Raw genomic sequence first — 24,944 nt, 5'->3', positions numbered from 1 at the left:
CGGCTTGAACCAGCATAAAACTCTTTGTTATTGTCCGCATTCCCCGCCCAAATAGCTTATTTATCTATAAATCAACAAGATAGCATTATGTGGTGGCGTTGCGGGGGGCATCTGCTATCGGAAAGGAGAGTTATGAAGTCGCAGTTAAAAGTGGCGCTGGCCATGTTGGCCCTGTTCGTCGTCCAAGGCTGCACAGCCCCGGATTCATCCGCCAAACGCAATGCACCCGGCCCGGTGCTGACAGTGCATTACGAAAGTGCCCCCCTGATCCCCGTCACCATCGCCGGTGAGCAGTACCAGTTTTTGCTCGATACCGGGGCCAGTATCACCTTTATCGATCGTCGTCTGGCCAGCCGCTTCAAGGCGCTGTCCTTAAGCGAATTGCCCAGGGCCTATCAGGCTGATTTTGCCACTGTGAACAGCGTTTCGAGCCAACTGGGCAGCGAGCAGCTTGGTTTTGTTGAGCCGCAGCCCTTCTCGGTGGGGTCGGTCACCATTGATGACAGCGAGCTGTGGGCAACTATTGATTTCGATCTTTTCTCCCAGTCTCTCGGCAGCCGTATCGATGGCATCCTCGGGATCGACACCATCCGCCGTTTCAACTGGGAGTTTGATCGCGACAAGCATCAGCTCACGGCTTCGCTGACGGCACCGTCGGCAGCTACGTTCGAGCGTTGCATCGGCTATGAAGATAGCTACAACCGCTCCCCGGCAGTCTATCTGACCCATGGCGAGAGCAGCGTGCGCATGTATCTGGATACCGGGGCCGATCAGAGCTATGCCGACCATGCCTTTATCGACTTTATGGCGAGCCAGAAGGCGATCTCTGGCGAAGATGCGATGCCACGCAAAGGGGTGGACGCCAGCGGTATGGTGGAGGGGCGTGAACATATCCTCACCGGCCTGCACTTTGATGAGCGCCAGCTCGGTGAGCTGCGCGTGTCGGAAAACAGCAATGAGCAGTATGGTCTGGGGCTGGATTTTGTTAACCGCTTCAATCGCTTTGCGATCATGCCCGGGCGGATGATGCTCTGCTACGACGCCGACAGCCTGGCGCGCAAAGTGCCGCCAATCCTGCGCAATATCGGGGTGCGTTTTGATGGCGAGCATCTGCAGGTCTACTACAGCGACGAACGGGATCTCGCCCCCTATGGTCTGGCCAACGGCGACATTCTGGAACAGATCAACGGGGTGGCTTACCGTCCCCTCGAGATCGACAAGGTGCGTGAACTGCTCAGCACCGGCAAGCCGGGGTCGCTCAAGTTGCGGATTGTGCGGGAAGGAAAACCGCTGGATATCGCCATCTAGTCAAGGTGGGGCGGCAAGACGAGCCGCCCCCATGAGCCTCAGCCCTTGGTCGGATTTTCCATGCAGGTGAGGGTTGGCTGGCCGTAACGCTCCAGCGTGGCGTCGTCCCCCTTGGTGAAGAAGGTGAGGTTTTGCCCTTCATAACGGGCGCCACTGGCGCTGGGGGCTTCATAGGCGAGCACTTGTTGCTGCTTGTCGCCCTCGCTCAGGTTGATCACCGCGGCGGGCAGCTTGGCATCGTTATAGAAGTAGGTGGAGAGAGTGACGTTCTTGCCGCACTGGTAGTTGACCGGTGCCGGCACCATCAGCTGGCCGCCGCTGATCTGCAGTTCGGTGATCCGCAGCAGGTAGTTATCCTCCACACACTGGCGCAGATCCTGCCCCTTCCAGCAGTCGTTGCGACCCTTGATCCAGCCGCGCTGCATGGCGCGCTCGGTCTTGAGCTGCTCGGGAGAGAGCGCAGCAATCGCCTTGGGATAGAGGGCCGCCAGTTCGTTATCAAGGGCGGCCAGTCCGGCATCCTTGCAGATCAGGGTTTCGACCGACCCGAAGGCTTTGGTGCAGTCAAAGGAGGGGGTTGCGGCACAGGCCAGCAGAGGGGCAAACAGCAGGGTGGCAAGCAAGGTCTTGTTCATCGATAGATTCCTGCAATGAAGAGGGCATATCTGCCTACTACAGCACACTCTACAGGGCAATGCAGCAGGGGAGCCGAGCGCATTTTGCTCTGCAGCGTGTGCTGGCGACCGGTTTTGCCGCGCTACTCCAGTGGGGAAGAGAACTGTTGCTGGATGAGGCCAGCTTGTTTGAAAACCGGTCAGCAGTGGTCGCTATTTTGAGCATTCAGACAGGCCTGCAGCATTGTACTTTCACTCCTGTTCTAGAGGCGTGCTAGATTTGCGGCCTTTTCTTAATAACAAGAAGGTTAGCTATGTTCAGGTTGATGATGGGGGCCTTGCTGGCCATCATGCTGTCCGGTTGTGCGGCCATGTTTAACGGCACAAGTCAGCAGGTTTCCATTCGCAGTAAGGATCCCGATGCGGAGATCTACGTCAACGATATGCTGCTGGGCCACGGCAATGTGATCACCTCGTTCAAGAAGAAAGAGAATTACACCATCACGGTCAGGCGTGCAGATTGCTACTCGGTGACAGTGCCGGTCTCAAAGTCGTTCGATGCCACCACTCTGCTCGGGATCTTTGTCGATTTCGGCGTGGTCTCCATTCTGGTGGTCGATGGGGTCGGCACCGGAGCCTGGCAGAAGTTTGATCAGAATGCCTTTATCGTTGACCCCATCTGCAAGAAAGCCTGATCGTTATGGATGGGGCATCGGGTGATGCATCCAGATACAGATCTTTGCTGATGTGAAAAAACCGACACTCCTGGCCGGAATGTCGGGTTTTTTGTGGCCGCGATAAAGGGGGGAGGCGGGTTGCCCGGTTGATCAGGCCAGCGCCAGTTGCTGACTGCGGGCGCGCCACAGCCGCTCGTGGAAGAAGAACACCACGGTGTTGATGGCCGGTTCGATCATCGCCATCACGCCGCCGGTGAGCAGCTCGCCGCTCAGCAGGAAGGCCACCCCGAAGGCCACCGAGAAGTGGACCACCGCGAAGCTGCTGGTCTTGGCCTGCAGGCTGTGATTTGGTTTGAGCTTGTGCCAGCCAAGGTCATGAAAGTAGAAAGCGATCGTGTTGACGGCGGGCTCGATCAGGGCGATCAGGCTGGCGGTCAGCAGCTCACCGGTCAGCAGGTAGGCCACGGTAAAGGCGACACCGAAGTGCAGGATGGCAAAGCTGATGGTCTTTTTCATGATGGCGGCTCCCTCTGTTGATGATGAGAGTATCCGCCGAAACGAGATTAAATGAAAACTATTCTCATCTATTACCAAAATAGAGAGAACCTATCAACGGGCGAGTGGCCGGTGTGGTTCAGCGGTTGCCAATCGCAACCAAGGCGATAAAGTACAGGTTCTTCACACTTGCCCATGAAAAAGGATCTTTCATGAATATCAATGCCACCCTGCTTGGCCAGTTCATTGCGTTGCTGATGGTCATCGTCGGCCTCATCGCCTGGCGACTGGCGCGCCGCAAGAGCGAGCATCCGGCGCTGATCACCCTTATCTGCTCCCTGCTCTGTCTGTTTCCGCCCTTTGGCCTGCTGGCCCTGTTGCTGGTTGCGCTGAAACAGGATCTACCCACCCGTTCATAGGGTGTGCAGGTTCAGGTTGCCTTACACACCGGCCGCACCAATAGCAAAAGCCCCGTGATGGGGCTTTTGCATTTGAACTCGGTGAGCAGAAGACCTTGGACACCCATCTTTTGGGTTCGGGCTATGCTACGCCTTGCTCAAAAAGGTGGGTGTCCCAGATTTGCTGCATTTCTTATACTCCCGTTACTTTGTTACGGCCAATTGGGAACGTTTTTGTAAAGAGAGCTGGTGCCAAGCAGCCGCTTGGTACTGCTCACATCAGCCTCAACATAATTGGCAAAATTATTCATGGCATAGTCAGCAAGCTCTTGTGCACTTATCTGTAAACTCATGTCACTCGGTTCTACGACTTGCAGCCACGCTGTCCTGCCAGCCTCTACAGCGATAACGGCATAAAGATTGACCTGATCAGATCGGCAGACTAGCGCGATGCCATCGATAATCTGCGGTTTATTGCCGGTATTCAGGCAGTGGTCGAAGAAGTCAGCATAGATGCCCACAACACCAGGCAATTTGACCGTTAATTTTTCCTGGATAGCATAGGAGGAGCGGAAAAACTTACCTCTCGGAAAATCAAATGTGTCATCAACCGAAACCATGAGAACGCTGAATTTGTCATGTGCGAACTCAATTCCCGATGCAGGTGTGTTCTGGGAAGGGTTGGATTGGCAAGCAGCTATCAAAAATGCACTGGCAACTACCGGTATCTGGTTCTTCATTTTTTCCTCGATCATGCACATTTCAACGCATTTCGGTCATGAGGCTATTTGCTCTACTTTAACCGTACCTTTCATTCTTGATGCCACTTCGGTTGCTTGCTCATGGTCGAATCCTCGGGCCTCATGAATTTCTGATGATGCGCGAGGTTTGCCATCTTTACTCAGACTCGTAATGTAAAGTGGCCCCGTGGGAAGTCCGTGGTCTTCGATTTTAACGATCCAGCTCCCTGGAGGGGCCTTCATGGGAGGTGGAATTTGCTCATGCTCAAAATTGCCATTTTCATTACGATTGATTGCAACAGCAATAGCATATCCTGCGCCTCTACGTTTGGCTGATGCCCACGCTTTTGCAGCAGTTTCATAGATTATCGCAGCTGCTGGATCCCATAGATAATTACTCGGAGATGCGGTTGCCAAGTAACCAGCCTCTATCTCGCTGTAAACTGCATAGCCTATTCGTTCTGACATCCTGTTTTCCTTTTCTGTTGATGCCTAACGTTTGAATTCAGCGGCGGCTGAAAGCCGTCCGTTGGAATGATTTGTTAAAGACCTTGGACACCCATCTTTTGGGTCGGGCTCTGCTACGCCTTGCTCAAAAAGGTGGGTGTCCCAGATTTGGTTGAAGAAAGCAAAGCCTGCTTTTGAGGCCAAGTTCCCCAATGTAGGTTCGACAGTATCCATATAAGGGCGGTTAAAACTATGAGTCATTGTCTTTTGTTCATATAGTGTTTCAAGTATGGAACAATAATGCATAGCTCAATAGGCGTTCAAATCCAGGTGAATTCCTAGCTTTATGATTTCTACTATATTCTCGTTCATTTATGCCGACCATCCAATAAATCACATAACGCTCAAGTTAAGCGGCGGGCGTAGCCCGTCCGCTTGAATGCCTTGTTAGAGCGGTTGTTGCTCATATAGGCGACGCGACTTGTTATATGCCCAAGCAAAAATGCCAAGCTCGGCAAAGTGGCCGACAACGTAGCCAAGCAGCAAATGCCCAAACCAAGAGAAAACCGTAAAGACTTGCGATGCTAGAAATAGCGCAATGACGATAAGGACACCTAGCTTTGGATTCATAAGCGGTGTGACCGCATAAATTCTGAGCATGCACGCAGCAAGAAAGCAGGGAAGAAATACTGTGTAGACATTGCCGATGCTGCTATACGGAGTGTGCAAGATAAACCATAGAAACGTAGCGAGGCAGGCCAAAGCTAAGATGCTGCCTATATAGAACCAAACACGGCCCTTACATGGATAAATCATAATCTTCTCCGCTCTAACAGTGATTAGATAGAAGGCGGCATTAATCCATTAGCAGAGTATTCCATATAACTCCGTAACATTTTCATTGCCGCCAAGTAAAAACAACCATTAAATCATAACGTCATCAGCTTTCTTCGCATGCTGGGCGTATTCGCTTGACTTCCTCTTTTTGCACCACCGTTACTACTGTGTGAAAAATCAGTGCTCAGCGCACTCTTGGCAAGCGCCGCCAGATCACGCCAGCATGAGCAGGTCAGAAATAAAAATGGGGCCGTCACCATGTTGAGTGGGTCGTAGGCAACCCTCGCTTATCCATTCCATCTGGCATGGCTACCGCCCCTGAATTTCAGCCTCCAGTCTGCTGCATTTCACCAACGGGATGGGGTCGGCATGGCTCATGGGGTGACTCCTACGAGGCTTTGTTGCCAATCGGGTATATTAGCGGCGGGCAGGCGGAGGGAAAGGGCCAGATGGCCGATTTCTGATCTGGATCGGCTAATTAGTCAATAACGACTGATCTGGTGTGCAGATGGGGCGGGTGCTGCCATTGGTGAGGAAAACAGTTAGTGGGGAAAAGAGTTAGTGGGTAAAGCGGTAGCGGGTAAAAAACAAGAAGCCCCTGAACGGGGCTTCTCTTTGCTGGCCATGCCGCCACTGTGAACGGCTTGGGTGAGCGACTTGCTGGCGCCTTGGCCGGGCGCCAGAGCGAGCTGGTGCGGGCCTACTCTGCGGCCTTGTTGAGCCACTCCACCTTGTACTGGGCGCCGGCACCCTGCGCCAGTTTGGCACAGAGCGGTTTCAGGAAGGCTTCAATCTGCTCGTCCAGCATCCAGGGCGGGCTGATGATCAGCATGCCTGAGCCGTTCATACCCCAGTCGGCAGTCTGACCAGCCACTTCCAGCTCGGCCACCAAGACGTTACCGAAGTTTTCCCGCTTGATGGCGCGCAGCATGTCGCGGGATTTGTCCGCCTCCTGCCCGAGGATCGGATACCAGAGGGCGTAGATGCCGGTCGCCCAGCGTTTCTGCGCCTTTTTCAGGGTGTCGACCACGGCGAAGTAATCTTCTTTGAGCTCATAGGGCGGATCGATCAGCACCAGCCCGCGGCGCGGGGTCGGCGGCAGCAGGGCGATCAGCCCCTCGAAGCCGTCACGGTGGTGCACGGCGACGCGGGGGTCATAGCCCATGTTGGCGCGCAGATCTTCGACCTCGTTGTTGTGCAGCTCCATCAGCGCCAGCTTGTCCTGCTCGCGGGTGAGGCGACGGGAGAGCTCTGGCGAGCCGGGGTAGTAGTGCAGCTGGCCATCGCTGTTCATCTCTTCGATGACGCCGAGATAGGGGGCCATGGCAGACCACTGGGCCCGCTCGTCCCACAGGCGGCCGATGCCGTCGGCATACTCGGCCTTCTTCTGGGACCAGTCGCCGCGCAGGTCGTAGAGACCGCCACCGGCATGGGTGTCCAGCACGATGAAGGGTTTCTCCTTCTTCTTGAGGGACTCGATGATCAGGGCCTGAACGGCGTGTTTCAGCACGTCGGCATGGTTGCCGGCGTGAAAGGCGTGGCGGTAGCTCAGCATATTAGATCTCTGAGGGGGCCCTGCTGGGCACCCAGTAACGATAGATAGTTCAACAAATTGCGGCTGTTGCCGCGAAACAGGGAGAGGCTGCGCAGGGTCTGCAACAGGACGCCCTGTTGCAGCCGCTCCAGCTCCAGCTCGTGGGCCAGCATCGACTGATAATGCTGCTCGTCGAGTCGCGCCTTGGCGCTCTGGCGCAGGGCGCGCCACGGGGTCAGCACCGCTTCGGTCTGCACCAGCGCCGGTTGCAGGTCGGTCAGATCGACCACGATGCCGAGCTGATCGAGCCGGTGCAGCAGCAGCGCCAGATTGACGTTGCCCCCCTGCTCCTGCACGGTGAGCCAATCTTGGCTGCGCTCACCATAGACCTTGCCGCTCCAGTGCCAGAAGCCGATCGGCGTCGGCAATTCGTGGACCGCGACCCGCTCGCTGGCCATCAGCTGTTCGTCACGCAAGGAATTCCTGCTCCATGGTTTCCAGCTCTTCGGAGAGGCTCATCCACTCCATCTCGACGTTCTCCAGCTCCTCCTTGATGGGGCCTTGGGACTTGAGCAGCTCGGAGAGCTTCTGCTTGGCGCTCTCCTCGTAGATGGCCGGATCGGCCAGCTGGCTCTCGATGTCGGCCAGCTTGCCCTGCAGCTTCTCCATGCTCGCTTCGAGCTTTTCCAGCTTCTGGCGCAGCGGACGGGTTTGCTGGCGGAACTCCGCCTCGCGCCGCTTCTGATCCTTGCGCGCCACCGCCGAGTTGGCCGAGACGGGGCCATCCGCCGGTTTGGCGTTGGCCTCTTTCTCCTGCTCGCCGAGCCACTTGTGGTAATCGTCCAGATCGCCGTCGAACGGCTCGACCCGGCCACCGTGCACCAGATAGAAGTCATCTGTGGTGGTGCGCAGCAGGTGGCGGTCGTGGGAGACCACTACCATGGCCCCTTCGAAGCCTTGCAGCGCCATGGTCAGGGCGTGGCGCATCTCCAGATCCAGGTGGTTGGTCGGTTCATCGAGCAGCAGGAGGTTCGGCTTTTGCCAGGTGATCAGCGCCAGCACCAGCCGCGCTTTTTCACCGCCGGAGAAGGGGGCCACCTTGTCGAGCGCCTTGTCACCGTGAAAACCGAAGCTGCCCAGATAGTTGCGCAGCTCCTGCTCGGTCTTGTCCGGCGCGAGGCGGGCCAGATGATCGAGCGGGGAATCGTCGAGACGCAGGGTCTCCAGCTGATGCTGGGCGAAGTAACCGATGCTCACCCCGGCGCTCACTTCGAGCTTGCCGGAGAGCGGCGGGTTGGAGCCCGACAGCATCTTGATAAAGGTCGATTTACCGGCGCCGTTGCGACCGAGCAGACCGATGCGTGAACCCGGTACCAGATTGAGTTTGATCTTCTCCAGGATCACCTTGTCACCGTAACCGGCAGAGAGGTTCTCCATGGCGATGAGCGGGGTCGGCAGGGCCGACGGCTCGCGAAACTCGAAGCTGAATTCGGAATCGGCGTGTGCGGGCAGGAGCTTCTCCATCCGCTCCATGGCTTTCAGGCGGCTCTGGGCCTGACGGGCCTTGGAAGCCTTGTAGCGGAAGCGGTCCACATACGCCTGCATGTGGGACATCTCCCGCTGCTGCTTCTCGTACATCGACTGCTGCTGGGCCAGATGTTCGGCGCGCTGCAGTTCGAAGTCGGAGTAGCCGCCGGTGTATTCGTTGAGCTTGCCGTTCTCGATATGGATGATGCGGCTGATGACAGAATCGAGGAAATCGCGGTCGTGAGAGATGAGCACCAGCGTGCCCTGATAGCCCTTGAGCCACTTCTCCAGCCAGATCACCGCATCGAGATCCAGGTGGTTGGTCGGTTCATCGAGCAGCAGCAGATCGGAGCGGCAGAGCAGCGCCTGAGCGAGGTTCAGACGCATGCGCCAGCCACCGGAGAAGCTGCGCACCGGCGAGCTGAGCTGCTCGTCGCTGAAACCGAGGCCGTGCAGCAGTTCGGCGGCGCGGGCGCGAATGCTGTAGGCGCCTATGGTATCGAGGCGACCGTGCAGCTCGGCCACCAACAGGCCATTGTCATCCTGCTCGGCTTGCACCAGCTGGGCCTCCAGCGAGCGGAACTCCTTGTCGCCGTCGATCACGTAGTCGAGGGCGGAGCAGTCCAGCGCTGGGGTCTCCTGCGCGACGCCTGCAATCTGCCAACCGGCGGGCAGGCTGAAGGTGCCGCTGTCGATGGCCAGCTCGCCCCGTACCAGTGCAAAAAAGGTGGACTTGCCACAGCCGTTTTTGCCCACCAGACCCACTTTGTGGCCGGGGTGAATGGTGGCGGAGGCGTTGTCCAGCAGCTTGCGGCCGCCGCGGATCAGTTCGATTTGACTGGCAACTATCATGGGTGGGATCTGCTTGCTCAAAATGGAGGAGAAAAACTGGCGCGGATCTTACGTGAAATGACGCAGATTTGCACTTTGGTGAGGGGCTTGCCACTGGCTGGCATCGTAAAAACATGCCATAACAGAGAAACCAGTTTGGTTACGGGAGGTTAGCATGCATATCAGGGATATTATGACGACCCGGGTCGCCACCGTTTCAATGGATGATCGACTCCGAGTCATCAGGGATATCTTCGAGCAGGCACACTTTCGCCATCTGCTGGTGCTGGAAGAGGAGGAGCTGGTGGGGGTCATCTCGGATCGGGATCTGTTCCGCGCCATCAGCCCCTATCTCGACTCCGAAGCCGAGATGAGCCGCGATACCGAAACCCTCAACAAGCGGGCCCACCAGATCATGAGTCGTCAGCTCGTCACCATCGCTCCCCATCTCACCGTGCGCGACGGCGTCAAGCTGATGCTGGAGAAGGGGGTCTCCTGCCTGCCGGTGCTGGAGAATGGCGCTCTGGTCGGCATCATCAGCTGGAAAGATTTTCTCAAGGTCGCGCTGGAGAGTGACGCGCTGGGCTGAGCCCGGGGACTTAACAGTCATCTGTCACCGTATCTGCTTGTGCCCGTTCTTGAGGGCCATAAGGTTACACGAAATGAATAGAGGGGAGCCAAGGCTCCCCTCTCTCTTATGTGGCTGGCGGCACAGGCCAGCCTCATCATGATTCCGGGGGCCCCTTGCCCAGGCTGGCGGGGGCGCTGCCGGAGAGGTGCGGCTGCAAGTGAGTGCGGATCTCGTGCAGAGTACGCTGATACTGCTGGGCATGTTGATCCAGAAACGCAGGGCTGTGCTTGAGGCGCCGCTCCAGGGTATCGACCAGCAGCGCAACCCTGGGGGCCGCCATGCCCGCCGGCCAGCTGTGCTGTAGCAGCTCCAGTAATTGCCAGGCATCGCCGGGCAGGGCGGGAAATTCCTCCAGCAGTTGCAAGCCGGCCTGCAGTGCCAGTTGATAGTCACCTTTTTGTATCCCTTGATGACGGGTTTGGCGCAAGCTGGTCAGGCGCTGCTCCCGCGCCGTCAACTGTTGGCCCAGTTCCGTTAGCAGATGGTGAAACAGCTGACGGGTCAGGGGGTGGGGGGCGACACGGTCACGGTAGTGTGTCAGCTGCGCCAGATAGCGCTGGGCATGGTGGGGCAGGCCACAAAACTGACAGACGGCAAAGCCCAATAACAGGGTGAGATGGTTCTCGCTCGCCTGGCTGGGTTGATGGTGGGCGATCAGGATCAGCGCCTCGTCGAAGCGGTAATCCAATCCCTGCATCAGTGCCTGCAGCAGCTCGAACTCCTGCGCGGGCAGGTTTACTGTTCGCTTCAGATGGGCCCACTCCTGTTGCAGGGAGCGGATCCGGTTGCTGGATGGTGTATGCCACAGCACCGCCAGCATGGCGTTGATCATGAAGTGGTCGATGGCCAGCCGGACGCGCTGTTCACTGAAATGGTGAAGATTCAGGGTACTGGCTTGTTCCAGCACCTTCCTCTCGTCTTGCTGTAATAGTCCCAGCATCATGGCCAGCTGATGCCAGCGGGGTTGATGGGGGCGGACTTGTTGCAACTGCACCATGGTCTCCCAGGCTGCCTGCCACTGATGTTGGTGCAACTGACTGGCGAGTTGCAGCTCCAGTCGGGTGGCGGTCGGCAATATGGTTTGATGACGCTGCAAGTCGGTTTCGGCACTCTGCAGTTTGCCCAGTCCCAACATGGCGTAGAACAATCCGGCCCTCGGCCAGCTTGCCCGATACTCGTTGGCACACAGGGCATAATGCTGGGCGGCAGTGAGCTGTTCGCTGGACTGCAGCAGCAGGTAACCCTTGAACCGATCCAGCCAGGGGGCAAGGGGTCGGTTGTCCCGTTGATAGAGCAGGTCTTCACAGAGTGCGGTCGCCAGTTTCCACTCCCGCAGCAGGGTTGGAGGGGCGAGGGTGTGGGTCATCCTGCTCAGTTGTGTCAACTGCTTGAGCGCAGTTGTGAGCTCCCCGGTCATGAAGGGGAGTGGCAGATGGAGGGAGAAGTAGAGGTCCGAGGGGAGAAAATCCTGCTCGTTCTGGTCTGCATCCATCAACAGTAGTACGCAGGCGGGTTGTAGCAGGCCGAGGTAGTGTGCTTCATGCAGCAGGCGGGCGCCGTCATGCCCCAGTTGTCTATTTTGCTGGCAGATAATGGCATCGAATGGCTGTTGTTGCAGCAGGGTGAGTAGACCGCTGCGTTCCTGACCCGGGTGGCTGTGGTGGTGGATCCGTTCAGCAGGGATACCCTGTTCGGTCAGTTCCCGGGTGATGGCGCTACGGAGCAGTGGATCCTCTTCGAGCAGCAGTATCGTCATGCACGCGTCCTTTCAATACTCCACGAGTAGATCAGATTAGACCCAAGAGGAACATGGCGACAACTCTGCGGGGGAGGAAAAGTGACAGTAGTCGGCGCGAGACGAGGAAGGGCATTATAGGCGGTTACCGGGATTTATGTGCTTCGGTGAGAAAGACACACTCTGTTTGACGGATCTGGTGTGAGCCACTCCCCTGTTCCCCCTGCCAGCTTAATTCCAGCTTGCCGAGGCGGCCTAGATGGCGCAGTTCAAATTCGTAGCGCTGGCAGAGGTTGTTTTGGGGCAGACTCGTCATACCCGCTGGCAGGCGGTATTGATAGCGCAGGATCGGCCCATCTTCCAGCTTGCTGGCCACCGGCACCAGCCCCTCTGGCGTGGGCTGCGGCGCCCCGAGCGCACGGCGCAAACTGAGCGGTGCATCGATCGCCTTTTGATAGTGCAGGCCGTTCATGGCCGCCAGCTCCTCTTCCAGCCGTTGCAACTCCCCTTCCAGTCCATTGAGCGCGGCCCCCAGCTGCTGGTGGGTCGTTGACGAGGCGCAGCCACCCAGCAACAGGGTGGCAAGCAGTAGGGCGGCTCTGATGGGGGGCACGGCATCTCCTTGGCAATGACGATGAAGCGTGAAGGTCAGGTCGGCTGGCCCTGACTATAGCAGGGGATTGCTCGGGGGCGTCCCCTGCAGCAGCTGCGCCAGACGGGCCAGCCCTTCGCCGACCCGGGCATCGGTGGCGGGTTGGCTCAGGCTCAGGCGCACCCCTTGCGGAGCGGCAAACTGACCGGCGGCGAAGTGTTCCCCGCTCGCCACGCCAACGTCAAGAGCATCGGCGGCGGCAGCAAACTGTTGGCTGCGCCAGGGCTCCGGCAGCGGTAGCCAGGCGTGCATGCTGCCCGGCTGCCAGCGGGCGGCAGGCAGCAGGTGGCGCAGCAGTTCGCCACGGCGTTTGAGGATCTCCCGCTGCTGCTCGACCAGCGGCATGATCTGGCGCTGACTGACCATTTTGCAGGCGAGCTCGATCAGCAGCGGGCTCACCATCCAGCTCGACAGCCGCATGGTCTGGGCGAAGGCGCTGCGCAGGGCAGGGGGCGTCAGCACGAAGCCGACCCGCAGACCGCCGCAGGCGATCTTGGCCAGACTGCCCAGATAGATGACCCGCTCCGGCGCCAGATTGACCAGAGGGATCACCGGTTGCTGGGGCAGCAGGCCGTTGACGTCATCCTCGATGATCAGCAGATCGTGGCGACGGGCGATGGCGACGATGGCCTCCCGCCGCGCCAGACTCATGATGGCGGTGGTGGGGTTTTGCAGGGTCGGGGTGAGGTAGAGTAGTTTGGCCCGGCGGGTGCGGCAGGCGGCGTCCAGCGCTTCGGGCAGCAGCCCCTCCTCATCCATTGCCAGTCCCACCACCTGATTCTTCAGCTGACGGGCATTGCCCAGCATACCGGGGTAGCTCAGCCCCTCGCACAGGATGGTTTCCCCCACACAGCCGGTCGCCAGCAGCGCCAGCATGATGCCGTGCTGGGCGCCGTGGCTGAACAGCAGGCGATCCTCACTGCAGGCCACCCCTTGCTCCGCCAGCCAGTTGACGAACTGCTGGCGCTGATCCGGTCGTCCGGCCTCCTTGTCGTAGCCGAGCAGGGCGTTGAGATCCCCGTCCGCCACTTCCCCCAGCATGGGGCGAATGATGGCCGCCCGATCCAGCTGCACCGGCAGGTTCTGCCACAACTCGATGCGGTGCCCCTCCTCCTGGCGGATCACCCACTCATTGGCGGGATCCGTGTTCGCTCCCTTGACCCAGGTGCCGTGACCTACCCTGGCGGCCAGCAGGCCGCGCCGCTCCGCCTCGCTGTAGGCGCGGGTGACGGTGCCGACGGTGACACCCAGACGATCCGCCAGGGATCGGTGGGTGGGCAATCGGGTCTGCGGTGGCAGCTCGCCATTCACGATCCCTTGTTCGATCGCTTTGACCAGCTTGAGGTAGAGGGGGCCATCGAAGGCTGCAAGGTCTGGTGTCCAGATTGTCATGGTGACAATAAATCCATTGATCAAAATTTGTTGTCAATATAGCGTGAATTTCAACCTGATAACAACCAAATAGCACGCATTGTATCGATACAATGTGGCAAGGAAGGAGTCACAATATGACGATGGAGTGGTATGTCACCCTGTTTGGCTTTGCCGTACTCACCTGCGGTACGCCGGGGCCCAACAACCTGATGCTGACGGCCTCCGGCGCCAACTTCGGGGTGCGTCGCACCCTGCCACATCTGCTCGGGGTGGGGCTGGGGCAGCCGGTGCTGCAACTGGTGCTGGCGCTGGGGCTCTATCCGCTGTTCGAGCGCTGGCCCCTGCTGCGCCTCGGTTTGCAGATCTTCGGCAGCCTCTATCTGCTGTGGCTGGCCTGGCGTATCGCGGTGGCCGGGGCGCCCGGGGATCCGGCCCGGAGGGCCCGTCCGCTAACCATGCTGGAGGGGCTGGGCTTTCAGTTCCTCAATCCCAAGGCGTGGATGATGGGGATCTCCGCCATCAGTCTGTTCAGCCTGCCCGGCGCCAGTTACTGGTCGAGTCAGCTGGCGGTGATGGTCATGTTTGCGCTGGTGGCCCTGCCGGTCTGCTTTGTCTGGGTACTGTTCGGCCATCAGCTGAGCAACTGGATCAGCTCGGATCGGGGCTGGCGGCGGCTCAACGGTTCTCTCGGTCTGCTGACGGCGCTCTGTGTAGTGATGCTCTGGTATTGAGCCATGCTGCGCTGATGGGGGAGGTGGCCTGGAAAGAGGCATTTCTGACTTGTCGCCAAGGGGTTGGCTCTGCATATTAGAAGGCTTTCCCCATAACGGGGGCGTTGCATCGACAAGAGGTTGAGATGGATCTGAACTGGTTACTGCCCCTGGCGGGGTTTGCCCTGGTTACCTGCGGCACGCCGGGGCCCAACAATATGTTGCTCACCAGCGCCGGGGCGGCGCAGGGGTTTCGCCGCACGATTCCCCTGCTGGTGGGGGTGGTCGGGGGGATCAATCTGATGATCCTCGCTACCGCGCTGGGGCTTGGCGTGGTGTTCGAGAAGGTGCCGCTGCTGCACGACGGCCTCAAGCTTATCGGCTCGGCCTATCTGCTCTGGCTGGCGTGGAAGGTGGCGACCGCCAGCGGCCCGGCCGAGGGCAACCGTCCGCTCATTCCCGCTCATCAGGGGGCCATGCTGCAACTGCTCAACCCCAAGGCATGGATGATGGCGCTCTCCGCCATCAGCGGTTTCACTCTGGCGGGGGAGGCTTACTGGCCCTCTGCGCTCTGGGTGTTGGTGATCTTCTTTATTACCGGCCTCTACACCGGGGCGTTCTGGGTGCTTTTTGGTGCCCAGGTGCGGCAAATCATCCGCACTGCTCGGGGCTGGCGGCGTTTCAACCTCGGCATGGGGCTGGCTACGGCCGCCTGTGTCGGGATGATCTGGATTTAGCCCGGGGTTGACCCGGGCCTTTACCGGCTGTCTTGTTGGCCCTGCGGGGCCTTTTTTATCTCGTCCGCGTGACCTTGCCTGCAAGGTGGCGTGGTTCTGCCCTCCCTTGGGATGAAAGGAGTTCATATGAAATGTATCGGTCTGCTGGGTGGCATGAGCTGGGAGTCCACCGTCAGTTACTATCAGGCGCTCAACCGCGGGGTGCGAGCACAGCTCGGCGGTTTGCACTCGGCGCGAGTGCTATTGAGCAGTGTGGATTTTGCCGAGATAGAGCGGCTGCAGCATGTTGGTGACTGGCCCGCCACCGCTCGCCTGTTGGTGGCCGAAGCTCAGGCTATCCAGGCCGGCGGCGCCGATTTCTTGCTGATCGGCACCAACACCATGCACAAGGTCGCCCCCGAGATTGAGGCCGCCATCGATATCCCGCTGCTCCATATCGCCGATGCCACCGCGGCCAAATTGCGGGCTTACGGGATCACCCGAGTCGGCCTGCTCGGCACCCGCTTCACCATGGAGCAGGATTTCTACAAGGGGCGTTTGCAGGCGCGCTTCGGGTTGACTGTGCTGGTACCCGATGAGGCAGGGCGGGAGCGGGTACACAGGATCATCTATGACGAGCTCTGTCTGGGCAAGATCCGCGAATCGTCGCGGGCCGAGTATCTGGCCATCATCGAGGCGCTGGCGGATGCTGGTGCCGAGGCGGTGATCCTCGGTTGCACCGAGATTGCCCTGCTGGTGGGCGATGCCCAGGCGGCGGTGCCGCTCTACGACACCACTGCCATCCATGCCGAGGCCGCCGTGGCACTGGCGCTCTGCTCCGATTAATTAACTGGTCAGATCTCACTATTCATGCTTGTCTCATACCCCTTGCCATAAAAGCGTGTAAAATTGCGCCCTGAATTTTCCCCGGCCAACAAGGGTTGGCTGCGGTTTCCTAGCATGCAAGGCTGACATTGTGACTGAAGTAGATAGATTCGCGGATATTCGCCCCTACCGCGATGAAGAAGTGCCGGCAGCCATCGAACGGCTGATCCAGGATGATGAATTTATCGGCGCCATCGCCAAGTATCGTTTCGGTTCCCTGATGAGCTGGCTGGGTTGGGCCATCCGCCCGATGATCCGCCTGTTCCTGCGCCGTAAATGGTCAAAAGTGACCACGGTGCATCAGGTCCAGATGGGGGTGACCCGCTATATGTCCCGCATGATCGCCACCTCCACCAAGGGGGTGACCTTCTCCGGGCTCGAACATCTGAAGAAGGAGCAGGGCTACCTGTTTGTCTCCAACCACAGAGACATCGCCATGGACCCGGCGTTCGTCAACTGGGGGTTGCACACCCACGGTTTCGATACCGTGCGCATCGCCATCGGTGACAACCTGCTGCGCAAACCCTGCGCCACCGAGCTGATGAAGCTCAACAAGAGCTTTATCGTCAAACGCTCCGCCAAGGGGCCGCGGGAGATGATGAAGGCGCTCGGCGAGCTGTCTGCCTATATAGGTCAGTCGGTCCACGAGGGGCACTCTATCTGGATCGCCCAGAAAGAGGGGCGGGCCAAGGATGGGGATGACAAGACTGATCCGGCCATCCTCAAGATGTTTTATGTCGACGGCAAGAAGCAGAAGATCGACTTTGTCGACTACATGCGTAGCCTCAATATCGTGCCGGTCAGCATCAGCTACGAGCTGGACCCCACCGACAAGGCGAAGGCGCGCGAGCTCTACGAGAAATCGGTCAACGGCAGCTACGAGAAGGGCGAGTTCGAAGATATCGAGAGCATTGTCGCCGGTATCGTCGGCATGAAGGGGCGGGTACATGTCTCTTTCGGCGCCCCCATTACCGAGGGCTTCAGCGATCCGGACGAACTGGCCGCGCTGATCGATAAGGCTATATGGAGCAGTTACCGCCTCTTCCCCAGCAACTATCTGGCAGCAGATGTGGCTGGCAAGGCCAATACCATCGAACAGGCTGCTTTCCTGACTCGTCAGTCAGAAGTGCCACAAGAGCACAAGGCTATCTGGCGTGCCATGTACGCCAAACCGGTGGAAAACGCCGAAAAGGCTTGAATGAAGCCGGTTGTTAAACGGTTTTGCGAAAAAAACGGGAGCTGATGCTCCCGTTTTTGCGTCTGGTCAAAGTCGCTGGCAAAAGGGTGGTGAATAATATGGTTTCAGCTGGTACGATCACCGTGAAAATGGAGTCCATACTCTTGGCAATCACTGGATGAGTGTGTAACAGTGCTCCAATATGCTGAATATGAACGTTAGCTCTAATCCCTCTGCACGGATCGCCGGGGGTATTATCGAAGGACCTGTAACAGGTCCTTTTTCATTGGGCGGAAAAGATGCCGCATAGATATATCTAACAGGAAGATACTCGCACCATGATCACCGGTAGCCTGAACACTTTGCAGCGGACACCGCTGCCTGCCCCGCTGGATCGCATCATGGTCGAGGTGGTCAAAAGTGTTACCCGCTGGCGCGATGCGCCCCTTGGCAAGAGCGAGATCGACGGTCTCAAGCTGTTCTGTCTGGTGAGCGAGGAGATGACCGAGCCCGCCACGGATCGCCGTGGTGAGTTTCACCGCGACTATCTCGATATTCAGCTGCTGCTGGATGGCGAAGAGTGGATAGGTGTCGGGCCCCATGAGTATGCGGATGAAGGTGCTGACCATCCCCATCCCGACCTCTGGTTTGTCGATGACGAGCAGACCAGCTATCTGGCGCTGCAACCTGGCGATTTCGCCATCTTCTGGCCGGGCGAGCTGCACCGCCCGCTCTGTACCTTCAATCAGCCCGCCAAGGTGAAGAAGCTGGTGGTCAAGGTGCACAAGGATCTGCTGGCTATCGCCTGAGCATTCCCATTGAGGCGAGCCCTGCGCAGCTGATGCGTTGAGGCTCGCAAGCATTGAAACCAGTGATACGCACCACAAGTTGCGATGACTCTTTCAAGAGCAAGAATTGAAAAATTGGACGCACCCTCCTGCGACCATAAGCCCCCGGCAGGGGAATCCCATCCTCTTTTTGGATGACACGACACTGTCGGCGTAAAGCCGAAGCACAGGAAGATGTAGAAAATGAGCAAGTTGGTATTGATCCTTAACTGCGGTAGCTCTTCCCTGAAATTTGCCGTAATGGACGCCGAAACAGGTGAGGACATGCTGTCCGGCCTGGCCGAATGCTTCAATCTGGATGATGCACGTATCAAATGGAAACTCCACGGGGTCAAGGGCGAAGCCATGCTGGGCGCGGGTGCCGCGCACCAGGAGGCCCTCGACCATATCGTGGGTCATATCCTGCCGCAGGATCCGACTCTTGCCGAGCAACTGGTGGCCATCGGTCACCGCATCGTACATGGTGGCGAGCAGTTCTCCCGCTCCGTGCGCATTGATGACGGCGTGATCGCCGGTATCGAAGCCGCCATTCCGTTCGCCCCGCTGCACAACCCGGCCCACCTCATCGGTATTCGCGCCGCGCTGAAAGTGTTCCCGCAGCTGTCCGAGAAGAACGTGGCCGTGTTCGACACCGCCTTCCACCAGACTCTGCCGCAAGAGGCCTACCTCTATGCGCTGCCGCACAAGCTCTACCGCGAACACGGCATCCGTCGTTACGGTGCCCACGGTACTTCTCACCGTTACATCGCGGAAGAAGCCGCGAAAGAGCTGGGTAAGCCTTTGAATGAACTGAACATCATCAACTGCCACCTGGGTAACGGTGCCTCTGTCTGCGCCATCAAGAACGGCGAATCTGTTGACACCTCCATGGGTCTGACTCCGCTGGAAGGTCTGGCGATGGGTACCCGCTCCGGTGATATCGATCCGGCCGTGGTCTTCTTCATGCACGACCAGCTCGGTTACAGCGTGGAGCAGATCAACCACACCCTGACCCGTGAGTCCGGTCTGCTGGGGATGACCGAAGCGAGCAGCGACTGCCGCTACGTCACCACCAACTACGCCACCGACGCCGGTGCCAAGCGTGCGCTGGATGTCTTCACCTACCGTGTGGCCAAGTATGTCGGCGCCTACGCTGCTGCGATGGACGGTCGTCTGGACGCCGTGGTCTTCACCGGCGGTATCGGTGAGAACGCCGCCATGGTGCGCGAGATGGTGCTGAACCGTCTGGCCCTGTTTGGCTTCAAGGTGGACAAAGAGGCGAACAACGCTGCCGTACTGGGTGGCGAAGGTCGTATCACCACCGCCGACAGCCGTTGCGCCATGGTGATCCCGACCAACGAAGAGCTGGTCATCGCTCGCGATGCCCTGAGCCTGGTCTGCTAAGTCAACCTCGCTTTGAAACAACGCCCGGCCTGTGCCGGGCGTTGTCATTTCTGGCGTACGCCGATTTGACATGGGGGAGGGGAGCGGTACCCTGACCACCACTGTTTTTGCAGCCAGCGGGCTGCCCGGTTCGGGAGAGAGCAATGAAAGAGGCGTTTTTTAACTGGTTGTCTGGCCTTGGGGTGGAAGTGACCAACCTGATGGCGCTGGTGATCGCGCTGGGTTTTATCGTCATCACCTCGTTGCTGCTGCACATGGCGCTGCACCGGGTGTTGCTGGTCCGGCTGGTGGGGATCCTCGGCAAGGCCAAGCAGGTGTGGCTGCCGCCCCAGCTGCAACAGCGCCTCTTCAACCGGCTCGCTTTCGTGTTGCAGGGGGCCGTGCTGCTCGGTCAGGCGGAGATCTGGCTGCCTCGTCAATCGGATAGCCTCAAGCTTATCGAGATGGTGGCCCAGCTCTGGATTTTGCTGTTCCTGCTGCTGGCCTTCTTCGCCCTGCTCGACTGCCTGTTGTCGGTGAGCCGTTACACCCGCCTTGGTCGGGATTTGCCCCTGCGCGGCATCTTCCAGGGGGCCAAGCTGGTAGGCAGCATTCTGGTGGGCATCCTGATGATCGCCCTGCTGCTCGGCAAGTCGCCGCTGTTCCTGTTCAGCGGTCTGGGTGCCATGACCGCAGTGCTGATGCTGGTATTCAAGGACCCCATCCTCGGGCTGGTGGCGGGGATCCAGCTCTCCGCCAACCGGATGCTGAGCGTCGGTGACTGGCTGCAGATGGACAAGTACGGCGCCGATGGCGAGGTGACCGATATTGGCCTCACCACGGTCAAGGTGTCGAACTGGGACAAGACCATCACCACCATTCCCACCTATGCCCTGATCTCCGACTCTTTCAAGAACTGGCAGGGGATGACCGAGTCGGGTGGCCGCCGTATCAAGCGCAGCGTCAATATCGACATGACCAGCGTGCGTTTTCTGACGGCCGAGGAGCAGTTGCAGCTCAAGCAGGCGCAACTGCTGGCTCCCTATCTCAGTCGCAAGGAGCAGGAGCTGAGTGCCTACAATCAGCAGCTGAGCGATGCCCTGAGCTGCCCTATCAACGGTCGTCACCTCACCAACCTCGGCACCCTGCGCGCCTATCTGGATGCCTATCTGCGTGCTCACCCCGGCATTCGCAAGGACATGACCCTGATGGTGCGCCAGCTGGCGCCCACGTCAGACGGTTTGCCGCTGGAAATTTACTGTTTTACCGCGACCACCGCATGGGCTGATTACGAAGGGATCCAAGCCGATATTTTCGACCATATCTTCGCTATCATTGAGCAATTTCATCTGCGGTTGCATCAATCTCCCACAGGTTATGATATGCGCCTCTGGCAACGGGGATAAACTGGGGGAGAGGGCGAGTCGAGGGCGTTGGATAATCCGCATATTAATCATCGACCCGTCACCACTTGTCAGTTGATATTTGGTCAGCAGAGGAGAAAAATGGCGGCCTTCTCTTCGCGCCCCTGATCTTCTGCTGATCAGCCGTCAGCTCAGAGATGTCAATTCAGTCATTATCATGGGAAAGTTATGAAGCTCCTTCGCAATAGTGTGGCAACACTCTGCTACAGCCTGCTGCTGACCGCTGCGCCGGTTTTCGCTGTTGAATATGCTCTGCCTGCGGCCAACAGCCGTCTGGTGGGGGAAAATCTGGAATATGTGGTTCCGGCCGAAGAGAATGGCCAGCCGCTGGAGGCCATTGCGGCCAAATTCCAGCTGGGGCTGACCAACATGATAGAGGCCAACCCCGATGCGGATCCCCTGTTGGTACAGACCGGCGAGAAGCTGGTGATCCCCCAGCAACTCATCCTGCCGGATGCCCCTCGTGAAGGCATTGTGCTGAACGTGGCCGAGATGCGCCTCTACTACTACCCGAAAGGCAAGAAGGTGGTAGAAGTGTTGCCCATCGGCATCGGCCAGCTCGGCACCGACACCCCGGAAAACTGGGTGACCAGCGTGCAGCGCAAGAAAGCGGGCCCGACCTGGACCCCGACTACCAAGATGCATGCCGAATATGCCGCCCGTGGCGAGAGCCTGCCAGCGGTATGGCCGGCCGGCCCGGACAACCCCATGGGGCTGTTTGCACTCTATATCGGCAAGATGTACGCCATCCACGGCACCAATGCCAACTTCGGTATCGGTCTGCGGGTGAGTCACGGCTGTGTGCGGCTGCGTAACGACGATATCGAGTACCTGTTCAAGCAGGTGCCGGTCGGTACCCGCGTCCAGTTCGTTAACCAGCCGATCAAGGCCTCTCTCGAGCCCAACGGCGTTCGTTATCTGGAAGTGCACCAGCCGCTGTCGCGTAGCGAAGAGGAGTTCAACTCCAAGCTACCGGCACCGCTGCCGATGACTCCGGCGGTGACCCGCTTCATTGCCCACGCCGACAGCGACTCCCAACTGGTGAAGCAGGCGCTGGAGCAGCGCAACGGTATGCCGATGGCGATCAACCGCTAAGGGCAAATCCCCGTCATGACAAAGGGCGAACAGCAAGCTGTTCGCCCTTTTTGTTTCTGCTGCGTTGACTCAGCGTCGCAGCAGATTTGCCTGCAGCTCGCTGCCGAGCTGATCGAGCAGCTGATAGCGCGCCTTGTAGCTGGCCCGCTTGCGGGAGGGGATCTCCTCCAGTGTCTTGCGGGGCACCTCCAGCGGCAGGCTCATCCAGAGTTCATCCTGCACGCAGCCCTGATGCTCCTGCCACAAACCGTCGAGATCGAACTTGACCCGATCGGCAGTGCGCTTGCTGCTCTGATAGACGTGGCTTTGGGTGCGTATCCCGAGCAGGCTCTTGCACGCCAGCCCCCGGGCCAGCTCGGCGGCCATATAGACCAGCAGGGACATGGGGCGCAGCCCGCCGCACGCCTTGGTGACCTGCTTGATCTCCTCACTCTGCCCCTTGCCGCCCTGCAGCGAACAGATCTCGAGGGTCGGGTTCGGCGCGGGGCGCAGATTGAGGGCCATGTAATAGAGGGCCGCGTCACCCAGCTTGAGGGTCAGGCTCATCTCCCCCTCTTTGCCCATATGGGTTTGGTAATCGAGTTGCAGGGTCAGCGGTGCCATCAGCTTGTCGCTCTGCCACTGGGCCAGCAGCAGGCCGCGGCCGCTGTAGATCGCCAGTTGTTGTGCCTTGGGCAGCTGGCGAGCCAGCTGCTGGTAGTGGCCGCTGATAAGCCCCGCGCGCAGGCGCTTGCGGAGCCCCTTGTGGCGATAGGGGTGGATCGGCTTTTCCAGAATATCGGGGAAGCGGCTGATCGCTTGCGCCAGCAGCGGTTGCTCCTGCTGTTGGCGGTAGAGGGCGCGGGCGCCGGGATTGAGCCAGAGACGCCCCACATACTTGGCCCGTCTGATTAGATGACTCGACTCCTCCACCGGATGCAGACGGCGGGCGAGGGTGCGCAGGTGTGATAAATGAGAAGACATGAGCGTGACCCCTGTTCGCTGGATTGAGGGCGGCGAGTGTAGGAGGGATGGGGCGGGATGTAAAAAATGGATAGTAACAAAATGTGAAAACATAACGCTCAATAGTTGCTGGCACGGCGATATGGACGCCACTGTCACGACAGGAAATCTGGCGCCATCTTCTTGATGTAGAAGATGATTTGATGCAATAAGGTTTTTATTGTGTTTTGTGTTTGTTAAAAATGGTTGAGCTGGCGCAAACGGCTGATTAAGCTAGGCCGGTTTTTTTAGGGATAAACCCGTCATCAGAGCGGGTAACACATGACACAAAACGGAGTTTTGCATGACAGCTAGCACACCCATGTTAATCACCTTCCTGGTGTATATCCTCGGAATGGTGCTGATCGGCTTTATCGCCTATCGTGCCACCCGCAATTTTGATGACTACATTCTGGGCGGCCGCCGGATGGGGAGCTGGGTTACGGCTCTCTCTGCCGGCGCCTCCGACATGAGCGGCTGGTTGCTGATGGGCTTGCCCGGCGCCGTCTTCGTCAGCGGCATCTCCGAGAGCTGGATCGCCATCGGTCTGGTGATCGGTGCCTACCTCAACTGGCGCTGGGTAGCGGGCCGCTTGCGGGTCCATACCGAGAAGAACCGCAATGCCCTGACCCTGCCGGACTACTTTACCTACCGCTTTGAAGATCACAGCAAGGTGCTGCGCATCCTCTCGGCGCTGGTGATCCTGCTGTTCTTCACTATCTATTGTGCTTCCGGCGTGGTGGCCGGTGCCCGTCTGTTCGAGAGCACCTTTGGCATGGATTACAACACCGCCCTCTGGGTCGGTGCCGCTGCCACCATCACCTACACCTTCTTCGGCGGCTTCCTCGCCGTGAGCTGGACCGATACGGTGCAGGCAACCCTGATGATCTTCGCCCTGATCCTGACCCCTGTCTTCGTTATCATCGCCGTCGGCGGGGTGGACAGCGCCATGATCGAAGTGGCCGCCAAGAGCGCCAGCAACCTCGACATGTTCAAGAATCTGGATGTGATCGCCATTATCTCGTTGATGGCCTGGGGCCTTGGTTACTTCGGTCAGCCCCACATTCTGACCCGCTTCATGGCAGCAGACTCCCACCACTCCATGGCCAATGCCCGTCGCATCAGCATGACTTGGATGGTGTTCTGCCTTGCAGGCGCGGTGGCCATCGGCTTCTTCGGGCTGGCCTACTTTGCCCGCTTCCCGGAAGTGGCGGCCGGTGTGACCGGCAACCCGGAGCGGGTCTTTATCGAGCTCTCCAAGATCCTGTTCAACCCCTGGATAGCCGGGGTGCTGCTCTCCGCCATTCTGGCGGCGGTGATGAGCACGCTTAGTTGTCAATTACTGGTCTGCTCCAGTGCCATTACCGAGGATCTCTACAAGCCGTTCCTGCGCAAGAACGCCTCCCAGCGTGAGCTGGTGTGGGTGGGTCGCTTGATGGTGTTACTGATCGCAGTGATTGCCATCGCCGTTGCCATGAATCCGGAAAACCGGGTGCTGGGGCTGGTGAGCTACGCCTGGGCCGGTTTCGGTGCTGCCTTCGGTCCTGTGGTGCTGCTCTCCGTGCTGTGGCCGCGGATGACCCGCAACGGTGCGCTGGCGGGCATGCTGGTCGGTGCCATCACCGTCATCGTCTGGAAGCAGTTCGGCTGGCTGGGTCTGTATGAAATTATTCCAGGCTTCTTGTTCGCGCTGCTGGCCATCGTGGTGGGCAGTCTGCTGGGCGAAGCGCCATCAAAAGCGATGCTGGAGCGTTTCCGCGATGCCGAGGAGGAGTACAACACGCCGGCCGAGAGCGCGGGAGAACCTGTCGCGGTGAACTGATCCCTCTTGTCACTTTCTGATTGAGAGCCCCGCCCCCGGAAAAGGAGTGCCCTGATTGGCCATCCTTGCACCGGTTTGGCGGGGCTTTGTGCTATCTGATTCACTCTTGGGCACTTTTTTCTGT

The 24,944-nt window shown here is 58.8% G+C and carries 24 protein-coding genes; 13 read left to right on the top strand and 11 right to left on the bottom strand.

Going from position 1 to position 24,944, the window contains the following annotated elements; translation table 11 throughout:
• The first annotated feature begins 132 nt into the window (after positions 1-132).
• Entirely contained in the window at positions 133-1,308 is a 1,176-nt protein-coding gene (locus G5149_RS13565) for an aspartyl protease family protein (protein ID WP_421212622.1), read from the top strand.
• A gap of 38 nt (positions 1,309-1,346) precedes the next feature.
• Here the strand turns inward: G5149_RS13565 and G5149_RS13560 are convergent, their stop codons facing one another.
• The gene (locus G5149_RS13560; protein WP_421212621.1) at positions 1,347-1,943 is read right to left on the bottom strand and encodes an MliC family protein; all 597 of its coding nucleotides are present in this window, start codon (positions 1,941-1,943) and stop codon (positions 1,347-1,349) included.
• A 293-nt stretch (positions 1,944-2,236) separates the two neighbouring features.
• On the opposite strand from G5149_RS13560, the gene G5149_RS13555 reads away from it, so the two are divergent.
• On the top strand, positions 2,237-2,617 hold the full coding sequence (locus G5149_RS13555) for a hypothetical protein (RefSeq protein ID WP_421212620.1): 381 nt from the start codon (positions 2,237-2,239) through the stop codon (positions 2,615-2,617).
• A 132-nt stretch (positions 2,618-2,749) separates the two neighbouring features.
• Here G5149_RS13555 and G5149_RS13550 read toward each other — a convergent pair whose 3' ends face one another.
• A complete protein-coding gene (locus tag G5149_RS13550; RefSeq protein WP_069554950.1) occupies positions 2,750-3,115 on the bottom strand; it encodes a DUF2061 domain-containing protein in 366 nt (121 codons plus the stop codon).
• A 191-nt stretch (positions 3,116-3,306) separates the two neighbouring features.
• On the opposite strand from G5149_RS13550, the gene G5149_RS13545 reads away from it, so the two are divergent.
• Positions 3,307-3,513, top strand: a complete 207-nt coding sequence (locus tag G5149_RS13545) for a hypothetical protein (RefSeq protein WP_064335507.1) — start codon at positions 3,307-3,309, stop codon at positions 3,511-3,513.
• A 191-nt stretch (positions 3,514-3,704) separates the two neighbouring features.
• Here G5149_RS13545 and G5149_RS13540 read toward each other — a convergent pair whose 3' ends face one another.
• The 5 genes from G5149_RS13540 to G5149_RS13520 all read right to left on the bottom strand — a co-directional run bounded on the left by G5149_RS13540 (position 3,705) and on the right by G5149_RS13520 (position 9,429).
• On the bottom strand, positions 3,705-4,247 hold the full coding sequence (locus G5149_RS13540) for a hypothetical protein (protein WP_337073505.1): 543 nt from the start codon (positions 4,245-4,247) through the stop codon (positions 3,705-3,707).
• Positions 4,248-4,268: 21 nt separating this feature from the next.
• Positions 4,269-4,700, bottom strand: a complete 432-nt coding sequence (locus G5149_RS13535) for a hypothetical protein (RefSeq protein ID WP_139733651.1) — start codon at positions 4,698-4,700, stop codon at positions 4,269-4,271.
• A gap of 1,516 nt (positions 4,701-6,216) precedes the next feature.
• Entirely contained in the window at positions 6,217-7,071 is an 855-nt protein-coding gene (locus tag G5149_RS13530; protein WP_302246311.1) for a 23S rRNA (adenine(2030)-N(6))-methyltransferase RlmJ, read from the bottom strand.
• On the bottom strand, positions 7,065-7,526 hold the full coding sequence (locus G5149_RS13525) for a DUF2390 domain-containing protein (RefSeq protein ID WP_337073506.1): 462 nt from the start codon (positions 7,524-7,526) through the stop codon (positions 7,065-7,067). The genes G5149_RS13530 and G5149_RS13525 overlap by 7 nt, the downstream gene beginning before the upstream one ends.
• Positions 7,519-9,429 carry an ABC transporter ATP-binding protein gene (locus G5149_RS13520; RefSeq protein ID WP_337073507.1) on the bottom strand — a complete coding sequence of 637 codons (1,911 nt, stop codon included), beginning with the start codon at positions 9,427-9,429 and terminating at the stop codon, positions 7,519-7,521. The genes G5149_RS13525 and G5149_RS13520 overlap by 8 nt, the downstream gene beginning before the upstream one ends.
• Positions 9,430-9,583: 154 nt before the next feature.
• Here G5149_RS13520 and G5149_RS13515 point away from each other — a divergent pair, with 154 nt between their 5' ends.
• Positions 9,584-9,997: a CBS domain-containing protein gene (locus G5149_RS13515; protein WP_005343339.1), complete on the top strand. Its 414-nt coding sequence runs from the start codon at positions 9,584-9,586 to the stop codon at positions 9,995-9,997.
• Positions 9,998-10,133: 136 nt separating this feature from the next.
• Here the strand turns inward: G5149_RS13515 and G5149_RS13510 are convergent, their stop codons facing one another.
• From G5149_RS13510 to G5149_RS13500, 3 genes are all read right to left on the bottom strand, one after another.
• Positions 10,134-11,795 carry a hypothetical protein gene (locus G5149_RS13510; RefSeq protein ID WP_216979441.1) on the bottom strand — a complete coding sequence of 554 codons (1,662 nt, stop codon included), beginning with the start codon at positions 11,793-11,795 and terminating at the stop codon, positions 10,134-10,136.
• Positions 11,796-11,919: 124 nt separating this feature from the next.
• Positions 11,920-12,387, bottom strand: coding sequence for a hypothetical protein (locus G5149_RS13505; protein ID WP_216979440.1), 468 nt, complete (start codon positions 12,385-12,387; stop codon positions 11,920-11,922).
• A gap of 54 nt (positions 12,388-12,441) precedes the next feature.
• On the bottom strand, positions 12,442-13,818 hold the full coding sequence (locus G5149_RS13500; protein WP_139739831.1) for a PLP-dependent aminotransferase family protein: 1,377 nt from the start codon (positions 13,816-13,818) through the stop codon (positions 12,442-12,444).
• A gap of 116 nt (positions 13,819-13,934) precedes the next feature.
• On the opposite strand from G5149_RS13500, the gene G5149_RS13495 reads away from it, so the two are divergent.
• From G5149_RS13495 to G5149_RS13460, 8 genes are all read left to right on the top strand, one after another.
• Positions 13,935-14,531 (top strand): LysE family translocator, encoded by a 597-nt coding sequence (locus G5149_RS13495; protein WP_040068356.1) that lies wholly within the window; start codon positions 13,935-13,937, stop codon positions 14,529-14,531.
• A gap of 125 nt (positions 14,532-14,656) precedes the next feature.
• Complete coding sequence (locus G5149_RS13490) at positions 14,657-15,247, top strand: LysE family translocator (protein WP_005335534.1); 591 nt, start codon at positions 14,657-14,659, stop codon at positions 15,245-15,247.
• A 126-nt stretch (positions 15,248-15,373) separates the two neighbouring features.
• A complete protein-coding gene (locus G5149_RS13485) occupies positions 15,374-16,072 on the top strand; it encodes an aspartate/glutamate racemase family protein (protein ID WP_421212618.1) in 699 nt (232 codons plus the stop codon).
• Between the two features lie 130 nt (positions 16,073-16,202).
• Positions 16,203-17,309: a 1-acyl-sn-glycerol-3-phosphate acyltransferase gene (locus G5149_RS13480; RefSeq protein ID WP_216979439.1), complete on the top strand. Its 1,107-nt coding sequence runs from the start codon at positions 16,203-16,205 to the stop codon at positions 17,307-17,309.
• A 317-nt stretch (positions 17,310-17,626) separates the two neighbouring features.
• The gene (locus tag G5149_RS13475; RefSeq protein WP_270905583.1) at positions 17,627-18,097 is read left to right on the top strand and encodes a YhcH/YjgK/YiaL family protein; all 471 of its coding nucleotides are present in this window, start codon (positions 17,627-17,629) and stop codon (positions 18,095-18,097) included.
• 222 nt (positions 18,098-18,319) lie between these two features.
• Positions 18,320-19,519 carry an acetate kinase gene (locus tag G5149_RS13470; protein ID WP_005354534.1) on the top strand — a complete coding sequence of 400 codons (1,200 nt, stop codon included), beginning with the start codon at positions 18,320-18,322 and terminating at the stop codon, positions 19,517-19,519.
• Positions 19,520-19,662: 143 nt separating this feature from the next.
• Entirely contained in the window at positions 19,663-20,904 is a 1,242-nt protein-coding gene (locus tag G5149_RS13465; RefSeq protein ID WP_270905582.1) for a mechanosensitive ion channel family protein, read from the top strand.
• Positions 20,905-21,090: 186 nt separating this feature from the next.
• Complete coding sequence (locus G5149_RS13460; protein ID WP_421212617.1) at positions 21,091-22,017, top strand: L,D-transpeptidase family protein; 927 nt, start codon at positions 21,091-21,093, stop codon at positions 22,015-22,017.
• 69 nt (positions 22,018-22,086) lie between these two features.
• Here G5149_RS13460 and G5149_RS13455 read toward each other — a convergent pair whose 3' ends face one another.
• Positions 22,087-22,980: a VirK/YbjX family protein gene (locus tag G5149_RS13455; RefSeq protein WP_270905580.1), complete on the bottom strand. Its 894-nt coding sequence runs from the start codon at positions 22,978-22,980 to the stop codon at positions 22,087-22,089.
• Positions 22,981-23,302: 322 nt separating this feature from the next.
• Between G5149_RS13455 and putP the strand changes: the two genes are divergently transcribed.
• Positions 23,303-24,820, top strand: a complete 1,518-nt coding sequence (gene putP / locus G5149_RS13450; RefSeq protein ID WP_337073509.1) for a sodium/proline symporter PutP — start codon at positions 23,303-23,305, stop codon at positions 24,818-24,820.
• The last annotated feature ends 124 nt before the right edge of the window (positions 24,821-24,944 follow it).

The organism is Aeromonas sp. 600479 (genome assembly GCF_049175515.1).
Classification (GTDB): Bacteria; Pseudomonadota; Gammaproteobacteria; order Enterobacterales; family Aeromonadaceae; genus Aeromonas; species Aeromonas veronii_A.
The sequence above is the reverse complement of the archived record's forward strand: the minus strand, read 5'-3'. Positions and strand labels throughout refer to the sequence as shown.